Below are 14,285 nucleotides of genomic sequence, written 5' to 3'. Positions count from 1 at the left end.
GGATCAGGGGGTGAGCCTCAGCTCCGCCACGAAGTCATAGGCATCGCCGCGGTATAGCGAACGTGTGAATTCGGCCACGCGGCCACTGTCGAGAAAGGAGATCCGCTGGATGCGCAGACCGGCATCCCCTTCGGCCACGCCCAGCAGATCCGCATCCTCCGCGCCGAGATTGACGGCAGAGATCTTCTGAATGGCGCGCACCGGGCGCAGGCCACCTTGCTCCAGCAGCTCATAGAGCGAATCGCGTACCGCCAGCGGGTTGGCCAAGATGTCCAGCGGCAGCGCCGCGCGCTCCACCGCCATCGGGCGTCCGCCGGCCTCCCGCAGGCGGCAAATCCGCGCGACCTGGGCCTCCGGCTCCAGCCCAAGCGTGACAACCTCCTCTGCGGAAGGCAGAAACACGCCGCGCTCCAGCCACTTGGAGCTGACCTCCATGCCGCGCTGCCGCATATCTTCGCTGAAGGATGTAAGATGCGACAGCGACTGTTCGACCCGCGGCGCCGATTCCCGCACAAAGGAACCGGAGCCCTGCCGCTGCACGATGGCACCGCGCTTGACCAGTTCCTGGATGGCCTTGCGCACGGTGACCCGCGACAAGCCGGTGATCTCGGCCATTTCGCGTTCAGGCGGCAGCGAGGAGTTCGGCGGCAGGATGCCGGTTTCGATCCCCTCCTCCAGCCGTTGACGCAGCCGCACATAGCGCGGGCCGCCAGCCTCATTGAGCCAGGTATCGGGCGCCAGAAAAGCGGCGGCGCTCATGTCTCCTGCTCCGCGGCAAAGGCCTGCGCAAGAGAGATCGCACCGTCCAGCGGCACCCCTTGGGGCTGGATCAGCGCGGCGCGCGCCGCGTCCGGCAGATAGGGTGCATACTGCGGCCCGATGCCCCCGGTCAGGCACAGGGGCAGATCCGGGGTCCAGCCCATTCGCGTCAGCACCTCCAGCAACTGCGCGACGGCATCCCGCAACAATGCAGTGGCCACTGCATCGCCCGCCTCTGCCGCGGCGGTGACCTTGCGGGCGATCTGACCGATTTCATGAGGACGCGCCTGCCCGGCAAAAGCGACGATTCCGGCCGGACCGTCAAATTCGCGCAGCAGCTCCGTGGTCAGGTCGGTCCCCTTTGCCACCCCATCCACAACAGACAGCGCAGCCGCCAGCGCCTTGCGCCCGACCCACTGCGCCGAGGCCTCATCGCCCAGCACCGCCCCCCAGCCGCCGGCAAAGCGTTGCACCGCCTCATGTTGCAGCGCCAGAAAGGAGCCCGTGCCGCAATGCGCGATGGCCCCGTCCGCGCCCGCATGCGCACCAACCAGCGCCGAGCGGCGGTCATCCTCCACCCGCAGCACCTTCAGGGGCAATGCCGCCGCAACCCGCGCTGCCATCTGCTCACCGGTCACCCCCGCCAACCCCAGATAGGCAGGCACGTCGCACAGCGCCTGCAAGGGCTGTCTCGCCTCGCGCGCCAACGCCTCCAGCCCGGAAGCGATTCGCGCCGTTGCCCCGTCAAAATCACTGGCGACATTGGCAGGCCCGACGCCCACGACATGGCGCTGCCCGCCCGCGCAATAGGCAATGCGGCAAGTGGTACCGCCACCATCCACGGCCAGAATTGGAGTGATTTCACAAGTCAACATGCAATACCTTTATAATACCTTTAACGCCAATGGAAGGCCGAAATAACCCAGAACGACCTCAGTTACCGCCAACATCGCGAGATTCCAGCAAAAATGACGCAGAAAAATTAACCGTGGACAAATGGTATTGTATAGGTATTTTATTCAGCAACAAGGAGGATCTCCCGTGCTGCCACAGACCACCGAACAGCTGCACCCGCAGGCAGAAGACCTGGACACCCGGCCGCTGCCTGCCATTGCCGCTGCCCTGGCCGAGTGCCAGCAACAGGCGGCAGGCACCCCGCAGGCCACACTGGTTGAGATCAGCGGCGGTGCCCGGGCGATGGCCCGCAGCCTCGGCGGCAGTGGCGACCTTTATTATGTGGCGGCCGGCTCCTCTGGCCTAATGGCCGCAGCGGATGCGATGGAGCTGGGCGGCACCTTTGGCATTGACGAAGCGCGGGTGCACATCCTGATGGCGGGCGGGCTGCCGCAAAGCGCCCATATGCCCGGTGCCACCGAGGACGACACCGCCGACCTGACCGGTCAGCTGGCCAATCTGAACAACGCCGACACCGTCATTGCCGTCTCGGCCAGCGGCACCACCCCCTACACGCTGGAAGCGGCACGAATTGCCCGCAGCGTCGGCGCGGCGGTGGTCGGCATTGCCAACAACCCCGGCAGCCCGCTGCTGGAGCTGAGCGACCACTCCATCCTGCTGCGCACGGCACCGGAGCTGGTCTCCGGCTCGACCCGGATGGGAGCGGGCACCGCGCAGAAAATCGCGCTGAACATGCTGTCGACCCTGATGGCGGTTGAACTGGGTCATGTACATGACGGCATGATGGTCAATTTCCGCGCCGAGAACGCCAAGCTGCGCAGCCGCGCCGAGGCGGTCGTGACGCAGATCACCTGCGCCGGGCAGTCGCAGGCCCGCGCCGCACTGGAGGCGGCGGGCGGCGCTGTCAAACCGGCCATCCTGATGTGCGCGGGCGCCGCCACACTGGCGCAGGCCACCAAAATGTTGTCGGCAAGCAGCGGCAGACTGCGCCCGGCACTGGAGCAGCTGACGAAACCAACCACCTGAACCAACGAAAAAACAACTGGGAGAAAACAATGAACCGCAAGTTCCTGATTGCCATGCTGGCCACCTCCGCGCTCTGCGCCCCGGCGGCTTTTGCCGAGGATGCAACGCTGACCATCGAAAGCTGGCGCAACGACGACCTGGCGCTGTGGCAGGACAAGATCATCCCCGCCTTTGAAGCCAAGCACCCCGGCATCAAGGTGAAGTTTACCCCCTCCGCCCCGGCGGAATACAATGCTGTGCTGAACTCCAAGCTGGACGCAGGCTCGGCTGGAGACCTGATCACCTGCCGCCCCTTCGACGCTTCGCTGGCGCTGTACGAGGCGGGTCATCTGACCAACCTCAGCGATATGGAGGCGATGGACAACTTTCCCGATGTGGCCAAATCCGCCTGGCAGACCGATGACGGTTCGGCCTCCTTTTGCATGCCAATGGCCAGCGTGATCCACGGCTTCATCTACAACAAGGAGATCTTCAACGAGCTGGGCATCGAAGAGCCGCAGACAGAGGAAGAGTTCTTTGCTGCGCTGGAGACAATCAAGCAGGATGGCAATTATATCCCGATGGCGATGGGCACCAACGACCAGTGGGAAGCCGCCACCATGGGCTATAACAACATTGGTCCGAACTACTGGAAAGGCGAGGAAGGCCGCTTGGCACTGATCGCGGGCGAGCAGAAGCTGACCGACGAACAATGGACCGCTCCCTTTGCGACACTAGCGAAATGGGCCGACTATCTGGGCGACGGCTATGAGGCGCAGACCTATCCTGACAGCCAGAACCTGTTCACCCTAGGCCGCGCTGCCATCTATCCGGCGGGCAGCTGGGAGATCTCCGGCTTCAACGCGCAGGCCGATTTTGAGATGGGCGTGTTCAACCCGCCGGTCCAGAATGCAGGCGACACCTGCTATATCTCGGATCACACCGACATCGGCATCGGCATGAACGCCGCCACCGACACCCCTGAGGCGGCGCGGACCTTCCTGACCTGGGTCGCCAGCCCAGAGTTCGCGGAAATCTTTGCCAACGCCCTGCCCGGCTTCTTCCCGCTGTCCAGCGCGCCGGTTGAATTGCAGGATCCGCTGGCACAGGAATTCCTGAGCTGGCGCGACACGTGCGAAAGCACCATCCGCTCGACCTATCAGATCCTGTCGCGCGGCACGCCGAACCTGGAAAACGACACCTGGGGCGCATCCGTCGCCGCCATCAAGGGCACCGAAACGCCTGAGGCTCTGGGCCAGAAGCTGCAAGACGGCCTGGCCAGCTGGTACGAGCCCCAGCAAAAGTAACCTGACCGCGGGGCGCAGTCCGATGCGCCCCGCACCCCGATCGCCCCGATCGCCCGGTCCGCGCCCCTGCCGGACCAGCCTGTCGGCACCCTGTCGGCACCCCCTGCAACATGGAGGACCAGCCCATGCCCCGCCCCTCGCACAGCGGCAGCCCGGAGCCCGTGGCCCAGGTCGGCGCACTTGCCGCCGCCGCGCCGGACACCGCCGCCGCTTCCGGCCCGGCGGCCAGAAAGCGCCGCCGCCCGCGGCTGCATGTCATCGTGTTCCTGGCCCCGGCCGTGCTGATCTATACCGCAGTGATGATCTTTCCGCTGTTCAACACGCTGCGGCTGGCGCTGTACACGCGCATCGACCAAGAGCGCGTCTGGGCCGGGCTGGCCAATTTTCAGACGCTGTTTTTTGACCCGATCTGGTCGGAGCAATTCTGGAATGCCCTGGGCAACAATTTCTGGTTCTTCATCGTGCACATGCTGGTACAAAACCCCATCGGCGTCGCGCTGGCCGCACTGCTGAGCCATCCGCGTCTGCGCTTTGCGGCACTCTACCGCTCTGCCATCTTCATTCCGACCATCCTCAGTTTTGTGATTGTCGGCTTCGCCTGGAAACTGATCCTGTCGCCGATCTGGGGCATTGCGCCGTCGATGCTGGATGCGGTCGGCCTGAAATCTCTGTTTGCCCCGTGGCTGGGCAAGGAAGAATACGCGCTGACCACGCTGGCGCTGATTTCGGTGTGGCAGTTCGTCGGCATCCCGATGATGCTGATCTATGCGGCGCTGCTGTCGATCCCCGAAGAGGTTCTGGAAGCCGGCGAGATTGACGGAATCACCGGGTTTGCCGCCTTCTGGAAGATCAAGCTGCCGCTGATCCTGCCGTCGATCGGGATCATCTCGATCCTGACATTTGTCGGCAACTTCAACGCCTTTGACCTGATCTATGCTTCACAGGGCGCGCTGGCGGGGCCGGATTTCTCGACCGATATTCTGGGCACCTTCATGTATCGCACCTTCTTTGGTTTCCAGCTGCAACTGGGGGATCCGCACATGGGATCGGCGATTGCCAGCGCCATGTTTGCGATCATCCTGGTGGGGGTCTGTGTTTACCTCTTCGGGATCCAGACCCGGATGCGCCGGTACCAGCTGTAAGGAGCAGATGACATGAACAAAGCCCGCTCCAACCCGCTCAACACCTTCGCCATGCACGGCGCGCTGATCCTCTATACGCTGATTGCGCTGTTCCCGGTTTTCGTGATCCTGATCAACAGCTTCAAGACCCGCAAGGCGATCTTCCGCGAACCGCTGGCGCTGCCGGATGCGGACAGCTTCAGCCTGATCGGCTATCAGACGGTGATGAAACAGGGCGACTTCTTTCTGTACTTTCAGAACTCGATGATTGTCACCGTGGCATCCCTGACCCTTGTACTGCTGTTTGGCGCCATGGCCGCTTATGCGCTGAGCGAGTATAAATTCCGAGGCAGCACCTTGCTGGGGCTGTATCTGGCGCTGGGGATCATGATTCCGATCCGTATCGGCACCGTGGCCATCCTGGAAATGATGGTGGCCTCAGGTCTGGTCAACACCCTGTGGGCGCTGATCCTGGTCTATACGGCCCAAGGTCTGCCGCTGGCGGTGTTCATCCTGAGCGAGTTCATGAAACAGGTCAGTGATGACCTGAAAAACGCGGGCCGCATTGATGGTCTCAGCGAGTACACCATCTTCTTTCGCTTGGTGTTGCCGCTGGTGCGGCCGGCGATGGCGACAGTGGCGGTGTTCAACATGATCCCGATCTGGAACGACCTGTGGTTCCCGCTGATCCTGGCCCCGGCCGAGGAAACCAAGACCCTGACGCTGGGCAGCCAGGTCTTCATCGGTCAGTTCGTCACCAACTGGAACGCGGTTCTGTCGGCGCTCAGCATGGCGATCCTGCCGGTTCTGGTTCTGTATGTCATCTTCTCGCGGCAGCTGATCCGCGGCATCACTTCGGGAGCTGTAAAATGATCCGGGTTCTGATTGCGGGCCTTGGCAACATGGGTCTGTCCCATGCGCTGGCCCACCACAACCACCCCGAAGCGGAGATCGTCGGGCTGGTAAACCGTTCCGGCACCGTCGACCACGGGGACTTGCGGGGCTATCCCGTGTTCACCGATTTCGGGCAAGCACTGGCAGAGGTGAAGCCGGATCTGGTGGTGATTGCCACCTACTCCGACAGCCACGCCGACTACGCCTGCGCGGCGATGCAGGCAGGGGCCCATGTGTTTGTCGAAAAGCCGCTGGCGACCACTGTGGCCGATGCGCGGCGGGTCGTGACCACCGCGCAGGAAACCCGGCGCAAGCTGATGGTGGGATACATCCTGCGCCACCACCCCAGCTGGCAGCGCCTGATCGCCGAGGCCCGCGATCTGGGCGGCCCTTATGTGTTCCGCATGAACCTGAATCAGCAGTCGACTGGGCCGGAGTGGGAGACTCACAAGGCCCTGATGCGGACCACCAGCCCGATTGTCGACTGCGGTGTGCATTACGTCGACGTGATGTGCCAGATCACCGATGCCCAGCCGGTGCGCGTGCATGGCATGGGGCTGCGCCTGTCGGATGAAATCGCTGAAGACATGTACAACTATGGCCAGTTTCAGGTGGTTTTTGCAGATGGCTCAACCGGCTGGTACGAGGCCGGATGGGGTCCGATGATGTCCGAAACCGCATTTTTCGTCAAAGACATCATCACCCCCAACGGATCGGTCTCAATCACGGAAACCGACAAGGCGGGATCGTCGGACGTGGACGGCCACACCCGTGTGGGCAGCATCCTGCTGCACCGCGCCGAGGGCGACCGCCACATCGACCTGCCGGATGAACCCGGCCACCAGGAACTGTGCGACGCCGAACAGCACGCCATGCTGCGCGCCATCATCGGCGACCACGACTTGACCCGGCACATGAACGACGCCGTTCAATCCCTTGCCATTTGCCTGGCTGCGGATCACAGCATCCGCACTGGCCAGCCTGTCACACTTGAGGAGGCCGCCCAATGACCGCCCTGTCCCTGAGAAACGTCAACAAGTCCTTTGGCCCGGTGCATGTGTTGAAAGACATCAGCCTGGACGTCGAAGACGGCGAGTTCGTGGTCTTTGTCGGCCCGTCGGGCTGCGGCAAATCCACCCTGCTGCGGGTGATTGCAGGGCTGGAGGATGCCAGTTCGGGGGAGATCCACATTGCTGGCGAGCAGGTCAACCTGACGCCACCCTCCAAGCGCGGCATCGCCATGGTGTTCCAGAGCTACGCGCTGTACCCGCATCTGAATGTGCGTGGCAACATGACCCTGGCCCTGAAACAGGAACGCCAGTCAAAGGCGGTGATCGAGGAGCGCGTGGCCGAGGCCAGCCGGATGCTGGGGCTGGAGCCCTATCTGGACCGCTACCCGTCGGAGCTGTCCGGCGGCCAGCGCCAGCGGGTTGCGATTGGCCGCGCCATCGTGCGCCAGCCCAAGCTGTTCCTGTTTGACGAGCCGCTGTCGAACCTGGACGCTGCACTGCGGATGAACACACGGATCGAGATCGCCAATCTGCACCGCCAGCTGTCAGCCTCGATGATCTATGTGACCCATGACCAGACCGAGGCGATGACCCTGGCCGACAAGATCGTGGTGCTGCGCGATGGCCGGGTGGAGCAGATCGGCAGCCCGATGGACCTGTACAACGACCCCGCCAACCGCTTTGTCGCGGGCTTCCTCGGCGCGCCGTCGATGAATTTCCTGCCCGCCGCGACGCTGACCCCCGAGGACCCGCGCGAAATGGGCATCCGCCCCGAGGACATCCGCTTGGAAGGTGGCGGCCCGATTGCCGGCACGGTGTCGCACGTGGAACAGCTGGGCGGGGATACCAATGTGATCCTGCAAACCCCCAGCACTCCGCTGACCATTCGCCTGTTTGGCCAGCATGACATCCGCGCGGGGCAGGATGCGCGTTTTGGGTTTGACCCCAGCCGCGCCTATTACTTTGACGAGGGCGGCCAACGGTTGCGCTGACGGTCAGGACAGGCTCCCCAAGCCCCCTCAGGCACCGCCGGGCACGCAGTTCACTGCCGGAGGACGGCTATGGAATGAAGAACCCGGCGCGAAGAACCGGCGTCAATCAGGAGCGGGGAACGGCGGCGGATCGCCATCCGCCGCCGCACTCATCTTCCCAGGTGTCGGGTCAGCCCAACACGGCCTTGACCGCGCGCAGGGTGCCAGCCACCACCTGATCGGCCTCTTCGCGGGTCAGGCAGAACGGCGGTGCAAACCCCAGAATGTCGCCCTGCGGCATGGCGCGCGCGATGATCTTGTCCTGCTCCAGCAGCTTGGCCGAGATTTGCGGGCCGATCTTGTCCGCTGCATCAAAAAACGTGCGGCTGTCACGGTCCTGAACAAATTCCACCGCGCACAACATGCCCTCGCCGCGGATATCGCCCACATGCGGGTGATCGCCCAGCGCCTCGGCCATCGTGGTGTTCAGATAGGCACCGGTTTCAGATGCGTTGGAGATAAGGTTCAACTTATCCAGCAGATCAAGGTTCGCCACCCCGGCCGCCGCCCCGATGGGATGCGCGGAATAGGTCCAGCCGTGGCCTATGGGGCCGTTCTCATCGGTGCCCTGTTCCAGCACTTTCCAGACCTTGTCACTGACGATCGACCCCGACAGCGGCGCATAGGCGGAGGTCAAGCCCTTGGCGATGGTGATGATATCCGCCTCAATGCCGTAATGATCGGAGCCGAACATCGACCCAAGGCGACCAAAGCCGGTCACCACCTCATCCGCGACCAGCAGGATGTCGTGTTTCTTCAGCACCGCCTGAATTGCCGCCCAATAGCCTGCGGGCGGCGGCACGATGCCTCCGGTGCCCAACACCGGTTCACCGATGAAGGCCGCAATATTATCTGCGCCCTCGCGCTCGATCAACGCCTCCAGCTCAGCCGCGCAATGGGCCACGAACTGCTCCTCAGACTGGTCCAGATCGTCGCGGCGGTAGTAATACGGCGCCTCGGTGTGGATCACCTGATCAATCGGCAGGTCGAACTTCTTGTGAAACAACTCCAGTCCGGTCAGCGAGCCGGTGACCAGCCCAGAGCCGTGATAGCCACGCCAGCGCGAGATGATCTTTTTCTTCTGCGGGCGGCCCAGGATGTTGTTGTAGTACCAGATCAGTTTGACGTTGGTTTCATTGGCGTCAGAGCCGCCAAGGCCGAAATAGACCTTGGACATGTTCGCGGGCGCCCGGTCGAGGATCATCTTGGCGAGGGTAATCGACGCCTCTGTGCCATGCCCGACATAGGAATGGTAATAGGCCAGTTCTTTGGCCTGCGCGGCGATGGCCTCGGCGATTTCCTGACGGCCATAGCCAACGTTGACGCAATAAAGACCAGCAAAGGCATCCAGCAGCTTGGTGCCGTCTCGGTCCTCGATATGCACGCCTGCGGCGGTCTGGATCACCCGGCTGGCGCTCTCACCGCGGGCGTGTTGCGCCAGATGCGTCGAGGGGTGAAAGAAGTTCTCGCGGTCCCATTGGTCGAGTTGATCGTTCTTCAGCATTTCCTGCGTCTCCCTATGCCCAGTCGCGGCATATGTATTTGATTTCTGTAAATTCTTCCATTCCGAGCCGCGCGCCTTCGCGGCCCAGACCGGATTGTTTGGTCCCGCCGAACGGAATGGGCGCGCCGGTGACCTTGGTGCGATTGACGGCCACCATGCCAAATTGCAACGCCCGGCTCAGCCGGTAGATGCGGCGCGGATCGTGGCTGTGCACATAGGCCACCAGCCCATATTCACTGTCGTTGGCGCGCGCGACCACCTCCTCTTCGGTGTCGAAAGGAATGATCGGAGCCACCGGACCAAAGGTTTCCTCGTTCAGGATGCGGGACTGTGGCGGCACATCCGTCAGAACGGTGGGCTGAAAGTACAGCGGCCCCAGATGGTGTCGCTGACCACCACAGGCCAGATTTGCGCCCTGCGCCAGCGCATCCGCCACATGGGCCTGCTGCTTCTCCACCGCTTGTTCGTTCATCAGCGGGCCAATGTCAGGATCGTCCATGCCAGCCCCCACGGTCAGCGCCTGGGTAGCGGCCACAAAGCGGTTGCAGAAGTCCTCGTAGATCGGGCGTTCCACGAAAATCCGGTTGGCGCCCAGGCAATCCTGACCTGACGTTGCAAATTTTGCCTTGACCGTCTCTGCAACGGCGGTGTCCAGATCCGCGCCCTGGAACACCAGAACCGGCGCGTGGCCGCCCAGTTCCAACACCAGCCGTTTGACGGTTTGGGCGGACTGACGGTACAGCAGCTTGCCCACCTCGGTTGAGCCGGTGAAGGACAGGGCCCGCACCCGCGCATCGCGGGTCCAGGGTTCGACCACCGTGGGCGCATTGCCCGTCACCACGTTGAACACACCGGGCGGCATACCGGCGCGTTCAGCCAGCTCCGCCAGCGCCAGCGCGCTGAACGGCGTTTCCGCCGAGGGATGCGCCACCACGGTACAGCCTGCCGCCAGCGCCGCTGCTGCCTTGCGCGTCAACATGGCGGAAGGGAAATTCCACGGCGTGATCAGCGCCGCAACACCCACCGGTTCGCGCCACAGCTCCATCTCTGCATCCGGCAGATGGCTGGTGACACCTTCGATATTGGGGCGCTTGGCCTCCTCGGCGTAGTATTCCACAAAATCGGCCCCATAGTCGATCTCGCCGCGCGCCTCGGAGATCGGCTTGCCCTGCTCCAGCACCATGATGCGGGCCAGATCTTCCTTATGGGCCAGCTGCAACTCATACCAGCGCCGCAAAACCGCCGCCCGCGCCTGTGGCAACAGCCCAGACCACGCTGCAAATGCCGCCTGCGCCGCATCCACCGCAGCAGAGGATTCCTCTGCGCTGAGCGAGGTCACATCCCCCAGAAACGCGCCGGTGGCAGGATCCCTGACCGGGAAGGTCTCTCCCGAGTGGGCCACAGCCCATTTGCCATTTACATAAGAAAAAGACCGCACCAGCGCCTTGTCTTGGATGTCCGCACGCGCGGATAGGGCTGTATCAGACATGCCTCACCTCCTGTTGCTACAGAAGATATTGCCTGGCCCATACAGAGATTTCAGCCAAAGTTCCCCCGCAAACCAGAGGATTCACCTGCCGGACAGCAGGATTTCAAGGGGAGGCATCCCCGCGCCTTTGACCGGCTTGGTCACCACATAGGTAAAGTACCGCGACAGGCCTATGCGGGCGTCCAACATCTCGTCAATCAACCGCTGATACGCATCAATGTCGCGTGTGACGATTTGCAGGATGTAATCAAAACCACCCCCCAGCGCCCAGCAGGCAACGACTTCCTCATAGCGCTGCATCGCACTTTCAAAGGCGCGAAAGCTGGCGGCGGTGTGGTCGGCAATCTCGGCCGCCACAAAGACGGTGACATGCGGGGCCAGTTTCTTGAGGTTGATCCGCGCGCCGTAGCCTTCGATCAGACCCGCCTTTTCCAGCCTGTTCAACCGCTCCCAACACGGGGTTGGCGACAGGCCGATCCGCTCAGCCAAGGCCGCCTTGGTGATCCGCCCATCCCGGGACAGCACCGACAAGATCCGTATGTCGCGGTCATCCAACTGCATGGGCGCACAGTTCCCCCGATCGCTGCCGCCGTCAACCACCCCCGTGACCTGCTGCCTGCCGCGTGATCCTTGGCAAGCCGCCATGCCCACATTCCGGGCAACCTGTACACAAGCCGAAATCACGACAGGTGATACGACTGCAAAATACGACCCGTAGAGGGTCGCAAACTGACGATACAGCTGCTGCGACGCAACTATCCTGAGTACATCACATCCCGCGACTCGCGCCTGTGTACAAGCCGTACAATCACCTGCTTACCTGCGAGGTCCCAATGCCCATCGAACACGCGCCTTTCAGCCAGGAGGAGTACAACCGCCGCCTGTCCATCACCCGTGCTGCCATGGTAACGGCCGGGATCGACCTTCTGTTTGTCACCGACCCATCGAACCAGGCTTGGCTGACCGGCTATGACGGCTGGTCCTTCTACGTGCATCAGGGCGTGCTTCTGGGGCTGGAGGGCGATCCGCTGTGGTGGGGGCGCGAAATGGACGCCAACGGCGCGCGCCGCACGGTATGGATGGAGGACGAGCAGGTGCTCGCCTACGATGACAGCTACGTCCAGTCCACCAGTCGCCACCCGATGCAGGATTTGGCGCAGAAGCTGTGCGAGATGGGACAGGATAAGGCCCGCATCGGCGTCGAGATGGAAAACTACTACTATTCGGCCAAGGCGCATGCGGTGCTGACCGCCACCTTGCCGAACGCCTTCTTTGCCGATGCCACCGCGCTGGTGAACTGGCAGCGCGGCGTCAAATCGGCCGAGGAGATGGCGTTCATCCGCAAGGCCGCCCGCATTTCGGAAAAGATCGTGCGGCTGGCGCTGGAACGCGCCGAACCCGGCCTGCGCAAGAACGAACTGGTCGCGGATATTTCCCATGCAGCCTTGATGGGTGACGGAGAGGACTGGGGCGACTATCCGGCGATCGTGCCGCTGGCGCCCTCAGGTCTGGATGCGACCGCCCCGCATCTGACCTGGAACGGCGACCGGATGAAGCAGGGCGAGATCACCTTTTTTGAGCTGTCCGGCTGCTACCGTCGCTATCACGCGCCGCTGTGCCGCTCGGTGTTTCTGGGCAAGCCGCCGCAATACATGCTCGACGCCTCCAAGGCGCTGACCGCCGGGCTGGAGGCGGGGCTGGAGGCCGCCCGCCCCGGCAACCGCGCCAGCGACATCGCCAAGGCGCTGAACCGCGAGCTGGCCAAGGCCGGAATCGACCGCGACGGCCGCTGCGGCTACCCTGTCGGGCTCAGCTATCCGCCGGATTGGGGTGAACGCACGGTGTCGCTGCGCTCCACCGATGACACGGTGCTGCAACCGGGCATGACATTTCACTTCATGCCGGGGCTGTGGCTCGACAACTGGGGGCTGGAAACCACGGAAACCATCGTCATCAGCCCCGAAGGCCCTGCCGAGGCGCTGTGTAACGTCGAACGCCAGCTGTTCGTGAAGGGCTGATCTAGATGTGCGTTCTGGAAGACACGCGGCAGCTGCTGCGCGACCTCATCAGCTATCCGACGGTGTCGGCTGACAGCAACCTCGGGCTGATACAATACCTGGCCGACCACCTGCACGGCTGCGGCGCGCGGGTGGACATCTGGCACGACGAAACCGGCACCAAAGCCAACCTGTTTGCCACCCTCGGACCGGAGCGCGACGGCGGCATCGTCCTGTCGGGCCACTCCGACGTAGTGCCGGTGACCGATCAGGACTGGTCCAGCGACCCCTTCGCGATGGCGGAGCGGAATGGCAACTGGTACGGTCGCGGCGCCTGCGACATGAAAGGCTTCATCGCTGCTGCCGCCGCCATGGCGCCGCGCTATGCCCGCATGGAGCTGCAGCGCCCGGTGCATTTCGCCTTTACCTATGACGAGGAAATCGGCTGCTTCGGCGCCCGCGCGCTGGCCCGCGCGCTGCAGCAGCGCGACCTGCGACCGGCGGTGGCGATCATCGGCGAGCCGACGATGATGCAGATCATCGAAGGCCATAAGGGCTGCCACGAATACACCACCCGCTTTACCGGGCTGGAGGGCCACGGCAGCCGCCCCGACCTCGGCGTCAACGCGGTGGAATACGCGGTGCGCTATGTCGCCAAGCTGCTGGAGTTGAAGGCAGAGCTGCAAACCCGCGCACCTGCGGGCAGCCGCTTCGCCCCGCCCTGGACCACAATCAACACCGGCGCGCTGGTCGGCGGCGTGGCCCACAACGTGATCCCCGGCAAGGCCCGCGTGGACTGGGAGATGCGCCCGGTGCATCCGCGCGACGCGGATTACGTCAACACTGCGCTGCACAAATTGTGCCAGCAGGAACTGCTGCCACAGATGCGCCAAACCCATCCACAGGCGGACATCCACACGGAGGTGATCGGAGAGATCGACGGGTTGCAACCGATGAACGAAAACGAGGCACGCGACATCGTGATGGAATTGACCGGCTGCCGCCACGCCGACGTGGTCTCTTTCGGCACCGAGGCCGGAATCTTTCAGAGCCTCGGCATGAGCGTGGTGGTCTGCGGTCCCGGCTCCATCGAACAGGCCCACAAGCCGGATGAATTTGTCAGCGTCGAACAGATGTCACACTGTCTGGCCATGCTGGAACGGCTGTCAGCCAAGCTGGTGTAACCGCAAAAGGCCGACGGCAGCCCGGGCTTTGCAGTTCGGCTGTTGGGGCGTTACATTGCCCGCCAATAC

The 14,285-nt window shown here is 63.3% G+C and carries 13 protein-coding genes; 8 read left to right on the top strand and 5 right to left on the bottom strand.

Going from position 1 to position 14,285, the window contains the following annotated elements:
- Positions 1-3 precede the first annotated feature (3 nt).
- The gene (locus tag AC0IPL_RS05795) at positions 4-759 is read right to left on the bottom strand and encodes a GntR family transcriptional regulator (protein ID WP_474272712.1); all 756 of its coding nucleotides are present in this window, start codon (positions 757-759) and stop codon (positions 4-6) included.
- Positions 756-1,634 (bottom strand): glucosamine kinase nucleotide-binding domain-containing protein, encoded by an 879-nt coding sequence (locus AC0IPL_RS05790; protein ID WP_474272711.1) that lies wholly within the window; start codon positions 1,632-1,634, stop codon positions 756-758. The genes AC0IPL_RS05795 and AC0IPL_RS05790 overlap by 4 nt, the downstream gene beginning before the upstream one ends.
- Before the next feature lie 166 nt (positions 1,635-1,800).
- Here AC0IPL_RS05790 and AC0IPL_RS05785 point away from each other — a divergent pair, with 166 nt between their 5' ends.
- The 6 genes from AC0IPL_RS05785 (at position 1,801) to AC0IPL_RS05760 (ending at position 8,003) form a co-directional block, all read left to right on the top strand.
- Positions 1,801-2,700, top strand: a complete 900-nt coding sequence (locus AC0IPL_RS05785; RefSeq protein WP_474272710.1) for an N-acetylmuramic acid 6-phosphate etherase — start codon at positions 1,801-1,803, stop codon at positions 2,698-2,700.
- Between the two features lie 29 nt (positions 2,701-2,729).
- The gene (locus AC0IPL_RS05780) at positions 2,730-3,986 is read left to right on the top strand and encodes an ABC transporter substrate-binding protein (protein WP_474272709.1); all 1,257 of its coding nucleotides are present in this window, start codon (positions 2,730-2,732) and stop codon (positions 3,984-3,986) included.
- 125 nt (positions 3,987-4,111) lie between these two features.
- Entirely contained in the window at positions 4,112-5,128 is a 1,017-nt protein-coding gene (locus AC0IPL_RS05775) for a carbohydrate ABC transporter permease (RefSeq protein WP_474272708.1), read from the top strand.
- Between the two features lie 12 nt (positions 5,129-5,140).
- Complete coding sequence (locus tag AC0IPL_RS05770) at positions 5,141-5,980, top strand: carbohydrate ABC transporter permease (RefSeq protein ID WP_474272707.1); 840 nt, start codon at positions 5,141-5,143, stop codon at positions 5,978-5,980.
- A complete protein-coding gene (locus tag AC0IPL_RS05765) occupies positions 5,977-7,011 on the top strand; it encodes a Gfo/Idh/MocA family protein (RefSeq protein WP_474272706.1) in 1,035 nt (344 codons plus the stop codon). Before AC0IPL_RS05770 ends, AC0IPL_RS05765 begins: the two co-directional genes overlap by 4 nt.
- Positions 7,008-8,003, top strand: a complete 996-nt coding sequence (locus AC0IPL_RS05760) for an ABC transporter ATP-binding protein (protein ID WP_474272705.1) — start codon at positions 7,008-7,010, stop codon at positions 8,001-8,003. Before AC0IPL_RS05765 ends, AC0IPL_RS05760 begins: the two co-directional genes overlap by 4 nt.
- A gap of 169 nt (positions 8,004-8,172) precedes the next feature.
- Here AC0IPL_RS05760 and AC0IPL_RS05755 read toward each other — a convergent pair whose 3' ends face one another.
- The 3 genes from AC0IPL_RS05755 to AC0IPL_RS05745 form a co-directional block, all read right to left on the bottom strand.
- A complete protein-coding gene (locus tag AC0IPL_RS05755) occupies positions 8,173-9,546 on the bottom strand; it encodes an aminotransferase (RefSeq protein WP_474272704.1) in 1,374 nt (457 codons plus the stop codon).
- Positions 9,547-9,559: 13 nt separating this feature from the next.
- Positions 9,560-11,035 carry an NAD-dependent succinate-semialdehyde dehydrogenase gene (locus AC0IPL_RS05750; protein ID WP_474272703.1) on the bottom strand — a complete coding sequence of 492 codons (1,476 nt, stop codon included), beginning with the start codon at positions 11,033-11,035 and terminating at the stop codon, positions 9,560-9,562.
- Between the two features lie 81 nt (positions 11,036-11,116).
- Entirely contained in the window at positions 11,117-11,596 is a 480-nt protein-coding gene (locus AC0IPL_RS05745; RefSeq protein WP_474272702.1) for an Lrp/AsnC family transcriptional regulator, read from the bottom strand.
- Between the two features lie 272 nt (positions 11,597-11,868).
- Here AC0IPL_RS05745 and AC0IPL_RS05740 point away from each other — a divergent pair, with 272 nt between their 5' ends.
- Together AC0IPL_RS05740 and argE are read left to right on the top strand one after the other, a co-directional pair.
- Positions 11,869-13,053 (top strand): M24 family metallopeptidase, encoded by a 1,185-nt coding sequence (locus AC0IPL_RS05740; protein ID WP_474272701.1) that lies wholly within the window; start codon positions 11,869-11,871, stop codon positions 13,051-13,053.
- A 5-nt stretch (positions 13,054-13,058) separates the two neighbouring features.
- Complete coding sequence (gene argE / locus AC0IPL_RS05735) at positions 13,059-14,216, top strand: acetylornithine deacetylase (protein ID WP_474272700.1); 1,158 nt, start codon at positions 13,059-13,061, stop codon at positions 14,214-14,216.
- Positions 14,217-14,285: the final 69 nt, after the last annotated feature.

The organism is Leisingera sp. SA32 (assembly GCF_056033425.1).
This window is presented reverse-complemented; position numbering and strand designations above follow the sequence as displayed.

Bases quoted from the DNA above. Each gene is read 5' to 3' on its own strand.
- AC0IPL_RS05795 (WP_474272712.1), bottom strand. From the start codon at position 759: ATGAGCGCCGCCGCTTTTCTGGCGCCCGATACCTGGCTCAATGAGGCT.
- AC0IPL_RS05790 (WP_474272711.1), bottom strand. From the start codon at position 1,634: ATGTTGACTTGTGAAATCACTCCAATTCTGGCCGTGGATGGTGGCGGT.
- AC0IPL_RS05780 (WP_474272709.1), top strand. From the start codon at position 2,730: ATGAACCGCAAGTTCCTGATTGCCATGCTGGCCACCTCCGCGCTCTGC.
- AC0IPL_RS05775 (WP_474272708.1), top strand. From the start codon at position 4,112: ATGCCCCGCCCCTCGCACAGCGGCAGCCCGGAGCCCGTGGCCCAGGTC.
- AC0IPL_RS05770 (WP_474272707.1), top strand. From the start codon at position 5,141: ATGAACAAAGCCCGCTCCAACCCGCTCAACACCTTCGCCATGCACGGC.
- AC0IPL_RS05765 (WP_474272706.1), top strand. From the start codon at position 5,977: ATGATCCGGGTTCTGATTGCGGGCCTTGGCAACATGGGTCTGTCCCAT.
- AC0IPL_RS05760 (WP_474272705.1), top strand. From the start codon at position 7,008: ATGACCGCCCTGTCCCTGAGAAACGTCAACAAGTCCTTTGGCCCGGTG.
- AC0IPL_RS05755 (WP_474272704.1), bottom strand. From the start codon at position 9,546: ATGCTGAAGAACGATCAACTCGACCAATGGGACCGCGAGAACTTCTTT.
- AC0IPL_RS05750 (WP_474272703.1), bottom strand. From the start codon at position 11,035: ATGTCTGATACAGCCCTATCCGCGCGTGCGGACATCCAAGACAAGGCG.
- AC0IPL_RS05745 (WP_474272702.1), bottom strand. From the start codon at position 11,596: ATGCAGTTGGATGACCGCGACATACGGATCTTGTCGGTGCTGTCCCGG.
- AC0IPL_RS05740 (WP_474272701.1), top strand. From the start codon at position 11,869: ATGCCCATCGAACACGCGCCTTTCAGCCAGGAGGAGTACAACCGCCGC.
- argE (WP_474272700.1), top strand. From the start codon at position 13,059: ATGTGCGTTCTGGAAGACACGCGGCAGCTGCTGCGCGACCTCATCAGC.